Genomic DNA, 18,546 nt, shown 5'->3' on the forward strand with positions numbered 1-18,546 from the left:
AGGTTAAGGACGACCGGGGGGCCGTTCCTCCTCCGGCGGTACGAACCCTCCCCGAGCCGTAGTGAGGAGAGACCCCTAGGGGCCGTCCACCGTCGGGTGGAGTTCCTGTAGGGGTCGGGTCCGCCCGGCAGCCCACTCAGCCTCCACCCTCCCGTCGCGTCATGGTCAAGTGGGAAGCTGTCCCGGGTCGGATAGTTGCACGGGGAACACAACAGGAGAGAACGGGGAGGGGATCCGGGTGGGCGGTACGAGACCGGCGGCTCGGGACAGCGCCGAGCGCACCGTGCCCGCCCGGCGGGGCGCGGTCGTCGCGGCCCTGATGCTCGCGATGGCACTGGCCGCGCTCGACTCCACCGTGGTCTCCACGGCCGTACCGCAGATCGTCGCCGACCTCGGCGGGTTCTCCGTCTTCTCCTGGCTGTTCTCCGGCTATCTGCTCGCCGTCACGGTCACCCTGCCCGTCTACGGCAAGATCTCCGACACCTTCGGCCGCCAGCCCGTCCTGGTGGCGGGCGCGGCCGTGTTCCTGCTGGGGTCGCTGCTGTGCGCGGCCGCGTGGAACATGGGCGCGCTGATCGCGTTCCGCATCGTGCAGGGCCTGGGCGGCGGGGCGCTGCAGGGCACGGTGCAGACCCTGGCCGCCGATCTGTATCCGCTGGAGGAACGCCCGAAGATCCAGTCCAAGCTGTCCACGGTGTGGGCGGTGTCGGCGGTCGCGGGACCGGGGATCGGCGGGGTGCTGGCGGCGTACGCGGACTGGCGCTGGATCTTCCTCGTCAATCTGCCCATAGGCGGCGCCGCGCTCTGGCTGGTCGTCCGTCATCTGCACGAGCCGGAGCGCGAGCGCCCCGTGTCCGCGCGCGTCGACTGGGCGGGCGCGCTGGCGGTCTTCGCGTGCGGCGGGGTGCTGCTCACCGCGCTGGTGCAGGGCGGGGTCGCCTGGCCGTGGCTGTCCGCGCCGTCGCTCGCCCTGTTCGCCACGGGGCTCGCTCTGGTCGGCGTGGTGGTGTGGGTGGAGCGGCGGGCGGCGGAGCCGATCATCCCCGGGTGGGTGTGGCGGCGCCGTACGATCGCGGCGGTCAATCTGGCGCTGGGCGCGCTGGGTCTGCTGATGGTGGCGCCGGCGGTCTTCCTGCCCACGTACGCGCAGTCGGTGCTCGGGCTCACCCCCGTGGCCGCCGGATTCGTGCTGTCCGTGTGGACGCTCAGCTGGCCGGTGTCGGCCGCGCTCAGCCAGCACGTGTACCGGCGGATCGGCTTCCGCGACACCGCGATGCTCGGCATCGGCACGGCCGCGCTGATCCTGTTCGCGTTCCCGTTCCTGCCGTACCCGGGAGCGGCCTGGCAGCCGACGCTGCTGATGCTGCTGCTGGGCGGCGCGCTGGGGCTGTTCCAGCTGCCGCTCATCGTGGGGGTCCAGTCGACGGTGGGGTGGGCGGAGCGCGGTACGACCACGGCGTCGGTGCTCTTCTGCCGGCAGACCGGGCAGACCGTCGGCGCCGCCGTGTTCGGCGCGGTCGCCAACGGGGTGCTGGCCGCGCGGCTGGGCGGCACGGGCGACCTGGACTCGGTGACGCGGGGGCTCGACGCGGGTACGGCGCCGCAGGCCACGCGGCATGCGATCGCCGACGCGGTGCACGCGGTGTATCTGGGGGCCGCGTGCGCCGCGGGACTGGCGTTTCTGGTGCTGCTGTTCCTGGCGCCGCGGCGCTTCCCCGTGCGGAAAGACTGACGGAGAGACAGAAAAAATCTGAGTTAACGCGGGTAACACCCGAGGTCAGGAGCCTTTTTGCGTAGTAAGCGCATACCGACCGTCCAGTTTGGTGAAAACGTCGCGCACCCCGGAGCCTGCGAGTAGCGTGCGTGGCTCGCAACCCCCAATCTCCCTGCGGTCCGCCGCCACGGACCCGAGCCGGCAAGGAGCACGGGATGTCCCACGACCCGTATCCATCCGTCCCGTCTTCGTACCCCTCCCCGTCCCCGTATCCATCCGTCCCGTCTTCGTACCCCTCCCCGTCCCCGTATCCCTCCGCCCCGTCCCCGTATCCACCCCCACCATCCCCGTATCCCTCCGCCTCCTCCCCGTACCCACCCGCCCCGCCGCATCTCACCTACCCGTGGCAGCCGCTGCCCACCGAACTGCCCAGGCCCCGCCCCCGGCCCCACCGCACCCCCCTCGGCCACCACAGCGACCTGCGGGTCCTGCGCACCGCCTACCGCTGGCAGCGGCGCACCGCCACCCTCACCGCCCTCGGCTACTTCACGCTCTTCCTCGTCCTGTCGGCGTTCGCCCCGGACGTCATGAGCAGCACATTCACCGACGGCATCCCCACCGGACTGCTCCTCGCGCTCCTCCAACTCCCCGTCACCTGGCTGGCGATCGCGCTGTACGAACACACCGCGCGCCGCCGTGTCGACCCGATCGCGGACCGCATCCGCAAGCAGGCGGAGCTGGACGCCAGGCGGGGGGCGTGAACCATGACCGGGTTCACGGGATTCAGCGATTCGGCGCAGACGATGTCCCTGGTCGCGTTCTCCGCCGTGGCCACCATCACGCTCCTGCTGTGCGTGATGACCGGCCCCGACCGTGACGACCTCGACGAGTTCTACACCGGCTACGGCTCCCTGTCCCCCATGCGCAACGGCCTGGCGATCGCGGGCGACTACATCTCCGCGGCCACCGTGCTCGGCACGGGCGGAGTGATCGCCCTGTGCGGATACGACGGCATCGTGCTCGCGCTGAGCACCACCCTGTCGCTGATGCTGATGATGTTCCTGCTGGCCGAACCCCTGCGCAACGCGGGCCGGTTCACCATGGGCGACGCGCTCGCCCGCCGCATGCCCGGACGCTGCGTCCGCGTCACGGCCTGCGCGGTGACCATCGCGGCACTGCTGCCGCTGATGCTGGTGCAACTCGCCGGCACCGGACAACTGCTGGCCTTCATCCTCGGTTTCACCAGCGAGTCACTGAAGACGGGCTGCGTCATCGGACTGGGCGCGCTGATGATCAGCTACGCGGCGATCGGCGGCATGAAGGGCACCGCCCTCATCCAGATCGTGAAGATCGTGATGCTCCTCGGCTCGGGCACCCTGGTCGCCCTGCTGATCCTGCACCGCTTCGCCTGGGACCCCGGCGCCCTGTTCGACGCCGCGGCCCGGCAGAGCGGGGCCGGGGACGCCTTCCTGCACTCGGGGCTCCAGTTCACGGGCGGGACCAGCCCCCGACTGGACATGATCACGTCCGAGCTGACGATCGTCGTGGGCGGCGCCTGCCTGCCGCACATCACCATGCGCATGTACACCGCCTCCAGCGCCCGTCAGGTACGCCGCTCGATGTCCTGGGCGGTGTCCAGCGTGGCCGTGTTCGTCCTGGTCATCACGGTCGTCGGCCTCGGCGCGACGGCCCTGATCGGCCGTACGACGATCGCCCAGGCCGACCCTCAGGGCAACACGGCGTATCTGCTGGGCTCCAGGGCGGCCTTCGGACCGGACGTGTCGAGCGCCGAGACCTTCCTGTTCACCACGGTCACCACGGCGATCTTCCTGACCCTCCTGGCCTCCGTCGCCGGAATGATCCTGGCCTGCGCCAACTCCCTGGCCCACGACGTGTTCTCGGGCCGGGTACGGGAGATGTCGGCCCGCCGCGAGATGACCCTGGCCCGCTTCTCGGCCCTGGCGATCGGCGCCCCGACCATCCTGCTGGCCACCCTGGTCCAGCACCGCAGCCTGCAGCCCCTGGTGACCCTCTCCTTCTGCCTCGGCGCCTCCGCCATCGCCCCCGCCCTCGTCTACAGCCTCTTCTGGCGCCGCTACACCCGAACCGGCCTGATCTGCACCCTGATCGGCGGCTCCCTCGCCGTGCTGCTGCTGATGCCGGGCACCAACCTGGTCTCCGGCTCACCGATCTCGGCCTTCCCCGAGGCCGACTTCAACTGGTTCCCGTTCACGACGACGGGCATCGTCTCGATCCCGGCGGGCTTCCTCTTCGGCTGGCTGGGCACGATGGCCTCCGGCCGGAGCAAGGCGGAGGAGCAACGGCGGCAGTACGAGGCGGTGGAGGGGTGGATCCTGGCGGGGGCCGTACGCAGGGGGAGTTGAGGCACAACGGGGCGAGGCGCGGGGGAACCGGGCCGCACCGGGCTCACTCGAGCGCGGCCTGCCCGGTCAGCGACGTCAGGCTGTCGCGCATGTGATCCATGTGTGCCTGCACGTCGTCCCACCGTTCCCCGTGCTCGCGCAGCATCCGCTCCGTCTCCCGCGCGATCCGGTCCTCCCGCACCCGCGCCGCGGCAACGAGATCGGCGGCACGCGCGTGTGCCTCCTCCTGGCACCGCCGTGCCGCCGCCTCCGCCTCCCCGAACTCCCGTTTCGCCTCGGCCAGCGCGGCCTCGGCCCGGGCCAACTGCTCGACGTGCCGCTTCTCGAGCGCGGCGGCCAGTTCTACGGCCTCCCGGTCGGCCTCGGCCCACCGTTCGGCGTGCTCCCCGGCCTGCCCGGCGAGCATCGCCTCGGTGCGCTGCCGCACCTCCCGCAACGCGGCGAGCGCCTCGCTGCGCCCCTCCTTCACCTCGCGCCGGGCGCCGATACGCAGGTTGTCCGCCTCGGCGCGGGCCGCGAGGAGCCGCTGCCGGGAGCGTTCCTCGGCCTCCGCACGCAGCGCGTCCGCCTGTTCCTGCGCCGTGCGGCGCACCTCCAGGGCGTGCGCCTCCGCCTCGGCGAGATGTTCCCGTGCCTCGCGCCGCGCGCCCTCCCGCACATCCGCCGCTTCTTCCGCCGCGAGCTGGAACACGCGCCGTGCGCGCTCCCCGAGCGTCTCGTACGTCTGCGGCGCGAGCCGCGCGACCCTCTCGCGCAGCCGTTCCGCCTCCGCCCCCATGTCCTTGGCGAGCACGGTGAGCCGTGCGGCCCGCTCCCACGCGGCGTCGCGGTCCCGGGAGAGTGCCGACGCGTACACGTCGACCTGCTCGGGGCGGTAGCCGCGCCCCCGGGCGGTCGCGAAGCGGTACGGCGACTCCGAAGCGCTGCTCACCGTGGAACCCCTCTCCACCCGCCCCACACGCACCGACGATGGTGCGCACATCTTTATGGAACAGGCGCAAGTGTTTATAACGCGACACTCCAGGCATAAGCAACGAACATGACGACACACCACCTGAAAAGGGCAGGGCCCGGCCGTACGACTTCGTACGACCGGGCCCTGCCCTTGACGATGCGTCAGTTACGCCGGATACGGGTCACAGCAGCCCGTCCCACATCTGCTCCAGCAGCACCGACCACCAGCTCTCCGGCGAACCCAGCGCGGCCGGGTCGAGCGAGGCGAGCTGCGCCTGGAAGTCGACGGTCCAGCGGCCCGCCTGCTCCTGGTTCAGACCGAACCTCAGCCGCCACATCCGGCCCAGCAGCGCCAGACAGCGCGCGAACTCCGGCAGCCCGCTGTTCACGAACTGCGCCGGTACGGGAGCACCGCCCGGCCCCGCCTCCACGGGGACCGCGACGATGTTCGCCGTGCCGTACTGCACACAGATCGCCTTGCCGAAGTCGGTGCCCATGACCAGGTACGAGCCCGCGTCCGGAGCCGGCTGCACGCCCCGCTCCTGCGCCAGCTCCGCCAGCGTCGGCACCGGACGGCCCGGCTGGGCCTGCGCCCAGAAGAACGGGCCCATGTCCAGCGGCAGTCCGGCCGCCACCAGCGTGTGCGCCACGACCGGCGGCACACCCTGCCGCGACACCGCCGCCTGCTCGAACCGGAACACCCCCGGCCCGAACGCAGCCGCCAGCTCCTGAGCGATCGCCTCCGGCGGGACCGGCTGCGCCGGCGGCACCTGCGGCACCGGCATCCGCACCGGCGCCGGCCGCGCGGGCCCGTCCGCCACCTGGTGCAACTCACCCTGGTGCGCCAGCAGTTGCTGCATGCCCTGCTGGCGGCTCGCGTGGTCGGTGCCGTACGGCGCGATGCTCGTGATCCGCGCCTGCGGCCACTGCTCCCGGATCATCCGCGCGCAGTAGGCACCCGGCAGCGCACACGACTCCAGCTCCGTGTGCAGCTCCAGCACCTGGTCCGGCGGCACGTTCATGGCGCGCAGCTCGTGGAAGATCTGCCACTCCGGGTGCGGCGTACCCGGCGCCGAACGCCGGATCAGCTGCTGCTCGGAACCGTCCTGGGCGCGGTAGCGCAGCACGGCCTGATACCCCGGGCCGACCGTCGGCTGCCCCTGCGGCGGATAGCCGTACGCAGGAGGCTGCTGCCCGGGCACGGGCTGACCCGGCATGGGCTGGCCCGGCACCGGCTGTCCAGGCGGCGGCATCGCGCCGTGCGGTGGCATCGGCTGCGGGGCGCCCGGGGGCACGCCGGGAGCGCCCGGCATCCCGGGCACGCCGGGGGCCTGCGGCGGCGGGGGCGCGCCGGGGCCGGCCACCGGGGGCGCGGCCAGCACGGTCTCCGCGTGATGTACGGCCTCTCGCGCGCCCCCGCAGCGCCCGGAGGCTGGGGAGCGCCGGGGCCCGCCGGAGGCATACCGGGGGCTCCGGGAGCGCCTGGCGGAACCGGTGCGCCGGGCACACCCGGAATGCCCGGGGCGCCGGGCGGCTGCGGCGCGCCCCCGCCCGTGCCCCCGCCCATCTGGGACGGGTCGGCCAGCACCGTGGCCGCGTGATGCACATTGCCGGGAGGCGTGCCGCCCGGCGCACCGGGCGGGTTGGGGGCACCCGGCGGAGTCGGCGCGCCCGGCGCACCCGGTCCGGCCGGACCCTCCGGCCCTTCGGGACCGAGCGGCGACATGAGCTGGGTCGGCACATACCCACCCGCCGACGCGCCCGGAGCACCCGGGGCGGGCGGCGGCGGAGGCGTGCTCCCCGGCCGCGCGCCCGGCGCACCCGGAACACCCGGCGGCGGAGGCGGCGCGCCCACCGGGCCCCGCGGCCGACGCGGCGGCGGCGCGGCCTTGCTGGTCGCTGCGTCCGCGATGTCACTGGCGTTGGGCGCCAGCGGACGCCCCGGACCGGCCGGGGGACGAGGCGCCTCCGGCACACCGCCCGGCGTCTGCGGGTAGCCGTACCCGGGGCCGCCCGGAGGCGGAGTGCCCGGCCGGCGGGAGCGCCGGGACCCTGGGGGTAGCCGTACGTGGGCGCGGCCGGCGGCGCGGCACCCGCAGGGGGCGTACCCGGAGCCGCCTGCCCCTGCGGATAGCCGTACGGAGGCGGAGGCGGCGTGCTGCCCTGCGGCGCGCCGGGCACACCCTGATCGCCGAGCGCCGGAGTGACCGCCGTCGGCGGCAGATGGCTGCCACCCGACATCAGCGCCGTCTTGGCGTCCGGCGGCGTGGCTCCGTCACCGGAGTCGCTCAGCGGCGGCGCGAACACCGTCGCGGGCAGCGGCACGGAGCGGTCCTCACCGGCGTCCGCGTTGGTGTCCGTACCGGCCCAGGGCGTCGCACCGGCAGGCACACCGTGCGCCCCGTCACCCGGCTCGGCACCACCCGCGGCCGGCCACCCCGCACCACTGCCCCCGGAACCGACCGGAGTCCCCGGCGCGGGAGTCGCCGCGGCAGGCGGCGCGGCAGAGGGCTCCGCGGCCGCGGCCGTGGGCACCCCGGCCTGCGTCTGGGGAAGCTCACCGTCCGACGAGCGCCGATCCGGGATCCCCAGCTTGTCCGCCGCCTCCTGCAACCATTCCGGCGGGCTCAGCAGGAACGACGTCTGGTTCAGATCCACGCGGGCCGCGGGCGCCGGCACCGCGTCCTCGACCTCGTCCGCACGGCCGTACTCCTCCTCGTACCGGCGGATCACCTCACCCACCGGCAGCGCCGGCCACAGTGTCGCCTCACCGCTGTCCCGCGCGATGACGAGCCGCTGCGCACCCGCGTCCGAACGCGGCCCCTCCGCACGGTCCTCGCCCCACACCACAAAACCGAGGTCGAACTCCCGCACCCGCACCTCACGGTGCTGATACGCCGGAACGTCCCCGTTGATCCACTCTTCCGCGCGCTCCTGCGCCTGCGCGAACGTCACCATCGCCGAGCTCACTCCCCCATGGAAGAGACCGGAACGGCATGCGCGAAACCGCCGTCCACCATCAGGTTCGCCACCGTCTCCAACTCCGGCGGACTGCCCGCCAGCCGGGACAGGAACGCGTCGAAGTCGTCACCGCACGGCAGCAGCAACCGCTCCACACGCTCCGCCGGAGACATCGAAGGATCCACGTCCCGCGCATCGTCGTACGCGCAGAACCACACCGAACCGAGCCGCTCGCCCTTCACCTTCACCGCGAGCAACCCGCCCTGCACGAAGGCCACACCCAGGTAATCCTTCGTCAGATGGTCACGCAGGCACTTGTTCACATAGACCAGGTCATTGACCGCAGCCTCGTCCCGCACCGTGAAGAACGGCTGGTCCACCAGCAGCCCCAGCTCCGCGTCCAGTGCCGTGCCCACCGGCGCGCAGCCGCCCGCCGCCTTGAGGAAGGAGCGGTACGCACCCGGCAGCCGGTACCCCAGGTCCTCCTCGACCCCCTGCACCTGCTGCTCGGTCACCGCGACACCCGACTTCGGCAGCCCGACATGCGCCGGACGAGTCTCCTGCAACGGCCGCGTCCCCCGCTTGCCGTGGTCCACCCGCGCCGTCGCCAGACCGGCGTGGTGCCGCAGCAACGCCTTCACCTCGACCGGAACCAGCTCCAGCCGCCGCGAACCGACCACGTGATGCCACGTCCAGCCGTGCGGCGTCGCCACCTCCGGCACCGTGTCCCACAGGTCGTGCCCCGTCGCCGACAACGCCGCGTTCGCCGACACATAGTCCGTCAGCCGCAACTCGTCGACACCGAAACCCTCGGGCGGTTCGGCGATCTCCGCGGCCGCGCGCGCGTAGGGCGAGAAGTCGGGGTAACCGTGCTCATCGATACGTACCCCTCTCGGGTGACGTGCCGCCCGGACCGGATCCGGGAAATGCACGACCTGCCCGGCATAGGCCGCGTTCGGCGGCGCGGCTTGCTGCCCGAGCCGACCTGTCGTCATGGCGGTTGCCCCCTGCGGCACTCTGTACGAACCGAAACCGCACCATATGTGGCACGCGACGGTCCGTATTCGACTGTCTCTGCAACGTCTACGACACGTTGACCGCGCGCATCGCGGTGCCGACAGCCTATGCGGTACACGGACACCGGTCACCGGGCCTCCACTTCCGTGACCAGCCGTCACCCCGCCGTGACAGCCTGCCCAAACCCGGGCGTGTCGCACCGCCCCAGCTTCCGCACCAGCCACGGCATTTGGCACTCTGTGACCTTCGGGGGACGCCCGGAAGGGATGATGATCATGAATGTGACGCAGACGGGACCACACGCGGACACCCGCACCGGCGGCAGACACAACCACGCCTCGGACGACCCCCGCGTCGGCTGGAGCCACGCCGAAACCCCACACGCCCCCGCCCTCCTGCACCGCCGCGACGGCATCACACCCACCGTCGCCGCCGCCCTCTCCGTCCGCGGCGCCACCCTCACCGCCACCGCCGCCCGCGGCGACGAACCCCCACCCCTCCACCCCCTCGTCCAGGACTTCCTCGACACCCTCACCAGCGCACAGCGCGACCGCTTCACCGGCCGCTGCGCCGAAACCCTCCTCATATCCCGCCACATCACCGCCGCCGACGCCGCCCGCAGCAAGCGCGCCGCCCGCAAGCCGATGACCAACGGCGAGGCCCGCAGAGCCCTCAAGCAGGCCAAACTCACCGCCCGCCGGATACGCGAGGACGGCGACCCCCTCCACGGAGGCTTCGCCGCACCCTGCCGCGCCTGCACCGCACTCAGCGCCCACTTCGGCGTCCGCGTCGTCGCCCCGGCGACCGACGGCGGCTGACCCCCAAAAACACCCATCACGCCGGCGCCGCAAAGGCACAGAACCCGCACATCAAGCACGCGCACCACGCAACCAACTCGACGATCGAAGGGCAGATGCACACCGACCGCACCTCAACCACCCGCTTCCCGGTACCCATCGACGCCGCCCTGCGCGCCGCCGGCTGGCAACCCGGACGCTGGGACATCAAGCAGGCCGAGGTCTGGGCCGACACCCTCCGCGAACACACCTCACCCGCCGGACACCGGCACACCGTCTTCCCCGCGGCCGTCGAGGCCTGGGCCGAATTCGGCGGCCTCAGCATCACCCCGGTCGGCCCCGGCCGCCAGGTCGCCCCCGCCGTCCTCGACCTCGACCCGCTGCACGGCCTCCACCTCGCCCGCACCCTCGGCGACCTCGGCCGCGCCCTCGACACCGAGCTCTGCCCCCTCGGCGAGGAGACCGAGACCCACTCCCTCCTCACCATCGACGCCGAAGGCCGCGTCTACACCCTCGACCACACCGGCGACTGGTACCTCGGCCCCGACATCGACCACGCCCTGACGGCACTCATCGCGGGCATCGAACCCGTACGGCTCACAACCGGCTGAACCCCACCGGCCCCCGCCCGGCACCCCCGCCCCGCCGCGCGCCTACGCCGCCGGAATCACCGCCGACACCCGGAAACCCCCCGCATCGGTCGGCCCCGACACGAACACGCCGCCCAGCGCCATGACCCGCTCCCGCATCCCGAGCAGACCATTGCCACCGGACGGCAACCGCGCCGCCGACGCCGACGACGGCTCCGGCGGCGGCTCGTTCTCCACCTGCATCGCGATCTCCGACACCCGGTGCGCCAGCCGTACGTGCGTCTTCGCACCCGCCGCATGCTTGTGGACGTTCGTCAACGCCTCCTGCACCACCCGGTACGCCGTCCGCTCGACCGCCCGCGCATACGACCGCGCATCACCCTCCACCGACAGATCCACCACCATCCCCGCGGCCGCCGACTGCCCGATCAGCACATCCAGCTCCGCCAGATACGGCCCCTCCACCGCCGCCTCGTCCTCGACGGCAGAGGAATCCACCCTCACCACCGGCACCGGCACCCCGACCTCGGGCCGCGGCACCGACGCCGTACGCCGCTGCGCACCGTCCCCCGACCGCAACACCCCCAGCATCTCCCGCAACTCCGTCAACGCCTGCCGGCCCATGTCCCCCACCAGCACCGCGTTCCTCACGGCCTTCTCCGGATCCTTCCGCGCCACCGCCTGCAACGCCGCCGCATGCACCACCATCAGGCTCACCCGATGCGCCACCACGTCATGCATCTCGCGGGCGATACGCGTCCGCTCCTCGTTCCGCGCCCACTCCGCGCGCTCCTCCGCCCGCTCCGCGAGCAACTGCAACTCACGCTCAAGACTGTCCGCCCGCTCCCGCAGACTCTCCATGAGCCGACGCCGGGCACCCACATACAGCCCCAGCAGCACAGGAGGCGCCGTGAGCCCGAGCGACGTGGTGATCGAGGCGAACGGCACGAACCAGTCCCCGAGGGTCAGATCACCCCGCATCATGTCCTGCCGCACCCGCACGAACGTCACGATCATCGTCCCGACCAGGGACATCCCCGCCAGCGCCGCGATGATCCGCCTCGGCAGCTCAGCCGCCGCCAGCGTGTACAGGCCGACGATGCCCATCAGGAAACCCATCTGGGCCGGCGTGATCGCAATGGCCACCAACACGACCGCGATCGGCCACTTCCGCCGCAGCAACAGCACCGAACCGGCCAGCAGACCGAACACGATCCCGACCGACACCGGGATACCCGCGTCACGGGCGAAGGGGACACCCTCCGCCGCACACTCCAACGCGGACACCAGCGCGAGACTCCCGTCGAGCACCGCGCTGCGCCACCTCGCCCACCACCACGGGCCGGTCAGGCCCGTGGCGCGCTCTTCCCCCGTCGTGGTCATGCGTCCAGCCTACGGGCGGTGGCGTGAGCTTTTCCGGTGAGTTTCACCTACTGCCCTACGCCACACTCCGTAATCGAATAACAGCGAAACCCCCCGGTATCCCTCGAACTACTGAACCACGCCCGTTCGACCCCGGAACCACTCATTCCGGCCGGACGGTATGCACATGGCACATTCACACGGCAAGTACGCCGACTTCGAGGGGCTGCGGGAGCGGGCGGTCGCGCTGCGGCGAGCGGGACTGAGCCGACGGCAGATCCGCGACCGGCTGCACGTCGACAACAACGACATCCTCAACCGCCTCCTGGAGGGCGAACCGCCTCCGGAATGGACGAAACGCCCGAACGCGAAGGACGACCTGAGGGCCAGGGCGCGGGAGCTGCGACTCCAGGGCTGGACTTACGACCAGATCCAGGTGGAGCTGGGCTGCTCGAAAAGTTCGATCTCGTTGTGGGTGCGGGATCTGCCTAGGCCGGAGCGGCGCGATCCGACAGAGCAGGCCAAGCTGGCGGCCAGGAAGCGCTGGGAGCACGAGCTGGCAGTGAGGGACGGGGAGCGGCGGCTCACCAAGGCATCTGCTGAGCAGGAGATCGGCGAGCTGTCCAATCGGGAGCTATTCATGGCAGGCGTCGCCCTCTACTGGGCCGAAGGGTCGAAGGACAAGCCCTACGACCGACGCGAGAACGTCATCTTCGTCAACAGCGACCCTGACGTCATCGAGCTGTACCTGGCCTGGCTGGACCTGCTGGGTGTGGCCCGGGACCGCCTGCGGTTCAACGTCATGATCCACGAGAGTACCGATATTGCCGGCGCCGAGGAGTTCTGGGCCGATCTTGTCGGCGCCGACCGCTCGGCCTTCAACAAGACCACCCTCAAGAAGCACAACCCCAAGACGGTCCGCCTGAATGTCGGTGAGAACTACCGGGGTTGCCTCGCGGTCCGAGTCTCACAGGGAGCCGACCTGTACCGGCGCATCGAGGGGTGGTGGTCCGGGATGGTGGTAGCAGCGAAACAGCGAACCACGTAGGCTGGCTCCCGCACTCCCCCGTGGTGTAATCGGCAACACACTCCGCTTTGGACGGTGTATTTCAGGTTCGAGTCCTGGCGGGGGAGCCTCGCTCAGTTCGAGCCTTGACTGCACCGTCAGGGCCCGCTCTCACCTCCCCCAAGTAACACCCCGGTATCCTGCGGCTGTCATCCCCACTCACCCACAGCCGAAGGGCAACCCCGTGAGCGCCATTCGCCCGGCAGCCGTCGTCGTTCTCGCAGCGGGTGAGGGCACCCGTATGAAGTCGGCCACGCCGAAGGTCCTGCACGAGATCTGTGGCCGTTCCCTGGTGGGTCATGTGCTCGCCGCCGCCCGCGAGTTGAACCCGCACGAGCTGGTCGTCGTCGTGGGACACGCCCGCGAGAAGGTCACCGAGCACCTCGCCGGCATCGACCCGCGGGTGCGGACCGCCGTACAGGACCAGCAGAACGGCACCGGACACGCCGTACGGATGGCGCTGGAGGAGCTCGGCGGGACCGTCGACGGAACCGTGGTCGTCGTGTGCGGAGACACCCCGCTGCTGAGCGGCGGGACGTTGCAGGCACTCGCCTCGACGCATCACGCGGACGGGAACGCCGTCACCGTGCTGACCGCCGAGGTCCCGGACGCGACCGGCTACGGCCGTATCGTCCGCGACGACGCCTCCGGTGCCGTGACCGCGATCGTCGAGCACAAGGACGCGAGCAAGTCGCAGCGCGCGATCCGTGAGATCAACTCCGGGGTCTTCGCCTTCGACGGGCAGCTCCTGGCCGACGCGCTGGGGAAGGTGCGGACGGACAACAGTCAGGGCGAGGAGTATCTGACGGACGTCCTCGGGATCCTGCGGGAGGCCGGGCATCGCGTGGGGGCCTCGGTCGCCGGTGATCACCATGAGATCGCCGGGATCAACAACCGTGTGCAGCTCGCTCAGGCGCGCCGGATCCTCAACGACCGGTTGCTGGAGCGCGCGATGCTGGCCGGTGTGACGGTCGTGGACCCGGCGACGACGTGGGTGGATGTGACGGTGTCGTTCGAGCAGGACGTGCTTGTCCACCCGGGCACCCAGCTCCAGGGTTCGACGCATCTCGGTGAGGGCGCGGAGGTCGGGCCCAACAGCCGGCTCGCGGACACGCACGTGGGCGCGGGCGCGCGGGTGGACAACACGGTGGCCGACCGGGCGCACATCGGGCCGCAGGCCAGTGTGGGGCCGTTCGCGTATCTCCGACCCGGCACCCGTCTGGGGCCGAAGTCCAAGGTGGGTACGTATGTGGAGACGAAGAACGCCTCGATCGGTGAGGGGACGAAGGTTCCGCATCTCTCGTATGTCGGGGACGCGACGATCGGTGACCACTCGAACATCGGGGCCGCGAGTGTGTTCGTGAACTACGACGGGCAGGACAAGCACCACACGACGATCGGGTCGCACTGCCGTACGGGTTCGGACAATATGTTTGTGGCTCCTGTCACGGTCGGGGACGGTGCGTACACCGCCGCAGGCTCGGTGATCACCAAGGATGTGCCGCCCGGTTCGCTGGCCGTGGCCCGCGGTCAGCAGCGGAATATCGAGGGTTGGGTGGCCCGGAAGCGTCCGGGGAGCGCGGCCGCGAAGGCGGCGGAGGCGGCCTCCCGGCAGGGCGGCGGCGAGGCCTGACCGGAAACGGGTGCGCCGGACACGGCGTACCGTGATAAGTGCATACCCGCACCCCACCAGCTGAGTCGGCCTCTCACGCCCAGCCGAGAGGTTGCTCGACCCACCCAGCTGTGACACCTCTGAGGAGACAGTGCTGTGACCGGGATCAAGACGACCGGCGAGAAGAAGTTGATGTTCTTCTCCGGCCGCGCCCACCCCGAGCTTGCCGAGGAGGTCGCCCAGCAGCTGGGTGTCGGGGTCGTCCCGACGAAGGCCTTCGACTTCGCCAATGGCGAGATCTACGTCCGTTACCAGGAGTCCGCTCGTGGTGCGGACTGCTTCCTGATCCAGAGCCACACGGCTCCGATCAACAAGTGGATCATGGAACAGCTGATCATGATCGACGCGCTGAAGCGTGCGTCGGCGCGTTCGATCACCGTGATCGTGCCGTTCTACGGCTATGCGCGGCAGGACAAGAAGCACCGTGGGCGTGAGCCGATCTCGGCGCGTCTGATCGCGGATCTGATGAAGACGGCGGGTGCGGACCGCATTCTGACCATGGATCTGCACACGGACCAGATCCAGGGTTTCTTCGACGGTCCGGTGGACCACCTGTTCGCGCTTCCGCTGCTCGCGGACTACGTGGGCCGGAAGGTGGACCGGGACAAGCTGACGGTGGTGTCCCCGGACGCGGGCCGTGTGCGGGTGGCGGACCGGTGGTGCGACCGTCTGGGTGCGCCGCTGGCGATCGTGCACAAGCGGCGTGACAAGGACGTGGCGAACCAGGTGACGGTCCACGAGGTCGTGGGTGAGGTCCGGGGCCGGGTGTGTGTGCTGGTGGACGACATGATCGACACCGGTGGCACGATCTGTGCGGCGGCGGACGCGCTGTTCGCGCACGGTGCGGAGGATGTCATCGTGACGGCTACGCACGGTGTGCTGTCGGGTCCGGCGGCGGACCGGCTGAAGAACTCCCGGGTGAGCGAGTTCGTGTTCACGAATACGCTGCCGACGCCGGGTGAGCTGAGCCGGGATCTGGACAAGCTGACGGTGCTGTCGATCGCGCCGACGATCGCGAGTGCGGTGCGTGAGGTGTTCGAGGACGGTTCGGTGACGAGCCTGTTCGACGAGCAGTGATCTCTGATCGACGAGCTGTGATCTCTGTTCGGTGGGCAGTGGTCTCTGTTCGCCGTCGGGGTTGATCGATTTTTGTGCGGCCTCCCTCGCCGAGTAGACTGCTTCAGTTGCTCGGCGAGGGAGGCCGTTCCCGTTCTCTGACGGGGTACGGCGGTCCGTTATCGACGCGCTCTTCGTAGCAGGCCGTTCGTGGCCGGGTGACCACGTCCGATCTATCTCTACGAGGAGTGATCATGTCCGAGGTCAAGATCTCCGCCGAGACCCGTACCGAGTTCGGCAAGGGTGCCGCCCGTCGTATCCGCCGTGAGTCGAAGGTTCCCGGTGTGCTGTACGGCCACGGTTCCGACCCGCTGCACCTGACTCTTCCGGGTCACGACCTGCTGCTGGCGCTGCGTACGCCGAACGTCCTGATCTCCCTGGACATCGACGGCAAGTCCAACGAGCTGGCGATCCCGAAGTCCGTGCAGCGTGACCCGATCAAGGGCTTCCTGGAGCACGTCGACCTGCTGCTGGTCAAGCGTGGCGAGAAGGTCACGGTCGAGATCCCGGTGCACGCCGAGGGCGAGCTGGCCGCCGGCGGCAACCTGCTGGAGCACGTGCTGAACGCGCTGCCGGTCGAGGCCGAGGCCACGCACATCCCCGAGGGCGTGACGGTGTCGGTGGAGGGTCTGGAGGCCGGTGCCTCGGTCCTCGCCAAGGACATCGTGCTGCCGTCCGGTGTGACGCTGGCCGTCGACGAGGACGCGGTCGTTCTCCAGGTCCTGGCCGCGCAGGCCGAGGAGGCCCCGGCCGAGGGCGAGGGCGAGGGCGAAGAGGCTGCCGCCGAGGCCTGATCCTCGCGGTACGTTCGTGTCAGCCGCTGTTCCCGGCCGGGGGCAGCGGCTGTCGCGTGTATCAAGGACTTATCGAGGACGCGTGTCGACGCGTATCAAGGAGACATGGACGTGACCACCCCCGCCAATGCCCCCTGGCTGGTCGTAGGCCTGGGCAATCCCGGTCCCGACTACGCCATGAACCGGCACAACGTCGGCTTCATGGTGGCCGATCTGCTGGCCGAGCGGATCGGGGGGAGGTTCAAGCGTGCCGGGAAGGCGCAGGCGCAGGCCGTGGAGGGGCGGATCGGCCCGCCCGGTTTGGCGAGCCGGCGGGTGATCCTGGCGAAGCCCATGTCGTACATGAACCTGTCGGGTGGTCCGGTGAACGCGCTGCGGGACTTCTACAAGGTGCCGGTGGCGAACATCGTGGCGGTGCACGACGAGCTGGACATCGACTACGGGACCCTGCGGCTGAAGCTGGGTGGCGGGGACAACGGGCACAACGGGCTGAAGTCGATGACGAAGGCGATGGGCGCGGACTATCACCGGGTGCGGTTCGGGATCGGGCGGCCTCCGGGTCGTATGCCGGTGGCCGACTTCGTGCTGAAGGACTTCTCGTCGGCGGAGCGCAAGGAGCTGGACTACTTCGTGGACCGGGCGGCGGACGCGGTGGAGTGTCTGGTGATCGAGGGGCTGGAGCGGGCGCAAAGCTCGTACAACTCCTGACTTGTCCGGTGGTGGGGCGGGCGGGAGTTGACCGATCGGACGGGCATGGCCAATGATCCCGGCCATGCCTGCCATTGCCATCTCTTCCCGTGAGGCCTCGGCCGCCGCGGTGCGGTTCGGGCGGTTCGCGGTGATGGGTACGGTCGCCGTGCTGATCCTGATCGCGGGTGTGTGGGGTTCGTGGGGGACCGCGCAGCACGTGATGCTGACGAAGGGCCGGGAGCACGGCACGATCAGGGTGACCCAGTGCGACCGGGACGCGTGTTCGGGGCCGTTCACGCCGGTGTCGTCGGGGGCGACGGCCCGGGACCGGGTCGTCATCCAGGAGCCGGTGGCGGTGCGCAAGGGGCAGACGTACGCCGTCATCGTGAAGCCGGGTACGGATGATGTCGTACGGTCGGGGCCGGCGGGGATCCTGTATGCGTGGGTTCCGCTGGGCGGGGCTCTGCTGCTCGCCTCGGTCGTCGTGGCGGGCGGGTTGCGGCTGACGCGGGCGGCGTGGGTGCTGGCGGGGTCGGGGGCCCTGCTGCTGACGGCGGCCTTCCTGGCGCTGTGAGCCCTGTGGGCCTTGTGGAATCCGAGTGTTGTGTGTTCGTGATTGACCGCGGGTCAGTCGGGGCTGGAAGCTGAGCCGCCCCCTCCACATCTTCCCGTCCGTAACTCGAAGATGGACTGCCCCATGCGTACCCTCTCTCGCGCCGGCGCCGTGTGTGCCGTCGCGGCGGCCGCGCTGTTCGCCGCCCCTTCCGCCCATGCCACCCCTCCCGGTGACAACGGCACTGTGAAGATCCACGATGCGAAGACGGGCGAGGAGTTGCGCCGCAACGAACCGCACGTCTGCACGTTCTACCTGGACGCCTTCGGTTTCGACGGTGTGCAGGAGGTCGACTGGCACATCGAGGCGTGGGCTCCGACGGCCGCCCCGAAGGGCGAGACCGTGAAGTCCGGCGCCATCACTCTGGACGGCGAGGGACACGGCCGTACCGAGGACCTGTCGCTGCCCGACGGGCACTACAAGCTGTTCTGGAACTTCGACGGCGAGAAGGGCGCGGCCAAGCACAAGGTGTTCTGGACGGACTGCGCGGACTCGGAGGGCGGCGGCGGTGGCGGTACGACGCCGTCCTCGTCCCCGAGTTCCTCCGCGAGTGAGTCGGCGAGCCCGTCGGGTTCCGCGTCCCCGAGCGCTTCCCCCAGCGAGTCGACGGGCGGCGGCGAGTCGACGGCGCCGGCCGCGTCGCCGTCCGCGCCGGGTGGTGGCTCGGGCGGTCTGGCCGAGACGGGCAACGGCGCGCCGGTGGGTCTGTTGTCGGGTCTGGCGGCCGCACTGGTCGGCGCGGGCGGTTACCTGGTGTTCCGGCGCCGGAAGGCCGTCCGGGGCTGATGCCCGCATGGGTGTGCCCCCGTGCTTCGC

The 18,546-nt window shown here is 70.9% G+C and carries 15 protein-coding genes, 1 tRNA gene and 1 pseudogene; 13 read left to right on the forward strand and 4 right to left on the reverse strand.

The genetic code is table 11. From position 1 onward, the window contains the following. The first annotated feature begins 238 nt into the window (after positions 1–238). From N8I87_RS16595 to N8I87_RS16605, 3 genes are all read left to right on the forward strand, one after another. On the forward strand, positions 239–1,732 hold the full coding sequence (locus tag N8I87_RS16595) for an MFS transporter (protein ID WP_263209600.1): 1,494 nt from the start codon (positions 239–241) through the stop codon (positions 1,730–1,732). A 197-nt stretch (positions 1,733–1,929) separates the two neighbouring features. Beyond that, the gene (locus N8I87_RS44360) at positions 1,930–2,475 is read left to right on the forward strand and encodes a DUF485 domain-containing protein (RefSeq protein WP_411577237.1); all 546 of its coding nucleotides are present in this window, start codon (positions 1,930–1,932) and stop codon (positions 2,473–2,475) included. Positions 2,476–2,478: 3 nt separating this feature from the next. Then, positions 2,479–4,098 (forward strand): sodium/solute symporter, encoded by a 1,620-nt coding sequence (locus N8I87_RS16605; protein WP_263209602.1) that lies wholly within the window; start codon positions 2,479–2,481, stop codon positions 4,096–4,098. A 43-nt stretch (positions 4,099–4,141) separates the two neighbouring features. On the opposite strand, the gene N8I87_RS16610 is transcribed toward N8I87_RS16605, so the two are convergent. The 3 genes and pseudogenes from N8I87_RS16610 to N8I87_RS16620 all read right to left on the reverse strand — a co-directional run bounded on the left by N8I87_RS16610 (position 4,142) and on the right by N8I87_RS16620 (position 9,008). Continuing rightward, complete coding sequence (locus tag N8I87_RS16610) at positions 4,142–5,029, reverse strand: cellulose-binding protein (RefSeq protein WP_263209604.1); 888 nt, start codon at positions 5,027–5,029, stop codon at positions 4,142–4,144. A 205-nt stretch (positions 5,030–5,234) separates the two neighbouring features. Next, positions 5,235–8,010 (reverse strand): annotated as a pseudogene (locus N8I87_RS16615) (SUKH-4 family immunity protein). 8 nt (positions 8,011–8,018) lie between these two features. Beyond that, a complete protein-coding gene (locus N8I87_RS16620) occupies positions 8,019–9,008 on the reverse strand; it encodes an SMI1/KNR4 family protein (protein WP_263209606.1) in 990 nt (329 codons plus the stop codon). 288 nt (positions 9,009–9,296) lie between these two features. Between N8I87_RS16620 and N8I87_RS16625 the strand changes: the two genes are divergently transcribed. Next, on the forward strand, positions 9,297–9,848 hold the full coding sequence (locus N8I87_RS16625) for a YwqJ-related putative deaminase (RefSeq protein ID WP_263209608.1): 552 nt from the start codon (positions 9,297–9,299) through the stop codon (positions 9,846–9,848). Between the two features lie 95 nt (positions 9,849–9,943). After that, positions 9,944–10,438, forward strand: a complete 495-nt coding sequence (locus N8I87_RS16630; protein ID WP_263209610.1) for an SUKH-3 domain-containing protein — start codon at positions 9,944–9,946, stop codon at positions 10,436–10,438. A 42-nt stretch (positions 10,439–10,480) separates the two neighbouring features. Here N8I87_RS16630 and N8I87_RS16635 read toward each other — a convergent pair whose 3' ends face one another. Next, positions 10,481–11,800 (reverse strand): sensor histidine kinase, encoded by a 1,320-nt coding sequence (locus tag N8I87_RS16635; protein ID WP_263209612.1) that lies wholly within the window; start codon positions 11,798–11,800, stop codon positions 10,481–10,483. A 166-nt stretch (positions 11,801–11,966) separates the two neighbouring features. Between N8I87_RS16635 and N8I87_RS16640 the strand changes: the two genes are divergently transcribed. The 8 genes from N8I87_RS16640 to N8I87_RS16675 all read left to right on the forward strand — a co-directional run bounded on the left by N8I87_RS16640 (position 11,967) and on the right by N8I87_RS16675 (position 18,516). Continuing rightward, positions 11,967–12,827 (forward strand): helix-turn-helix domain-containing protein, encoded by an 861-nt coding sequence (locus N8I87_RS16640; protein ID WP_263209614.1) that lies wholly within the window; start codon positions 11,967–11,969, stop codon positions 12,825–12,827. A gap of 14 nt (positions 12,828–12,841) precedes the next feature. Beyond that, positions 12,842–12,913, forward strand: a tRNA-Gln gene (locus tag N8I87_RS16645). 116 nt (positions 12,914–13,029) lie between these two features. Further along, positions 13,030–14,478 (forward strand): bifunctional UDP-N-acetylglucosamine diphosphorylase/glucosamine-1-phosphate N-acetyltransferase GlmU, encoded by a 1,449-nt coding sequence (glmU, locus tag N8I87_RS16650; RefSeq protein ID WP_263209616.1) that lies wholly within the window; start codon positions 13,030–13,032, stop codon positions 14,476–14,478. A gap of 135 nt (positions 14,479–14,613) precedes the next feature. Next, the gene (locus N8I87_RS16655) at positions 14,614–15,594 is read left to right on the forward strand and encodes a ribose-phosphate diphosphokinase (RefSeq protein WP_263209617.1); all 981 of its coding nucleotides are present in this window, start codon (positions 14,614–14,616) and stop codon (positions 15,592–15,594) included. A 233-nt stretch (positions 15,595–15,827) separates the two neighbouring features. Beyond that, on the forward strand, positions 15,828–16,427 hold the full coding sequence (locus tag N8I87_RS16660; RefSeq protein ID WP_263209619.1) for a 50S ribosomal protein L25/general stress protein Ctc: 600 nt from the start codon (positions 15,828–15,830) through the stop codon (positions 16,425–16,427). A 105-nt stretch (positions 16,428–16,532) separates the two neighbouring features. After that, positions 16,533–17,135, forward strand: coding sequence for an aminoacyl-tRNA hydrolase (pth, locus tag N8I87_RS16665; protein ID WP_263209621.1), 603 nt, complete (start codon positions 16,533–16,535; stop codon positions 17,133–17,135). 52 nt (positions 17,136–17,187) lie between these two features. After that, positions 17,188–17,691: a hypothetical protein gene (locus tag N8I87_RS16670; RefSeq protein WP_263209623.1), complete on the forward strand. Its 504-nt coding sequence runs from the start codon at positions 17,188–17,190 to the stop codon at positions 17,689–17,691. Between the two features lie 123 nt (positions 17,692–17,814). Beyond that, the gene (locus N8I87_RS16675) at positions 17,815–18,516 is read left to right on the forward strand and encodes an LPXTG cell wall anchor domain-containing protein (protein WP_263209624.1); all 702 of its coding nucleotides are present in this window, start codon (positions 17,815–17,817) and stop codon (positions 18,514–18,516) included. Positions 18,517–18,546 lie beyond the last annotated feature (30 nt).

Origin of the sequence: Streptomyces sp. HUAS 15-9, from assembly GCF_025642155.1 — a bacterium.
In the GTDB taxonomy this organism is placed as follows: Bacteria; Actinomycetota; Actinomycetes; order Streptomycetales; family Streptomycetaceae; genus Streptomyces.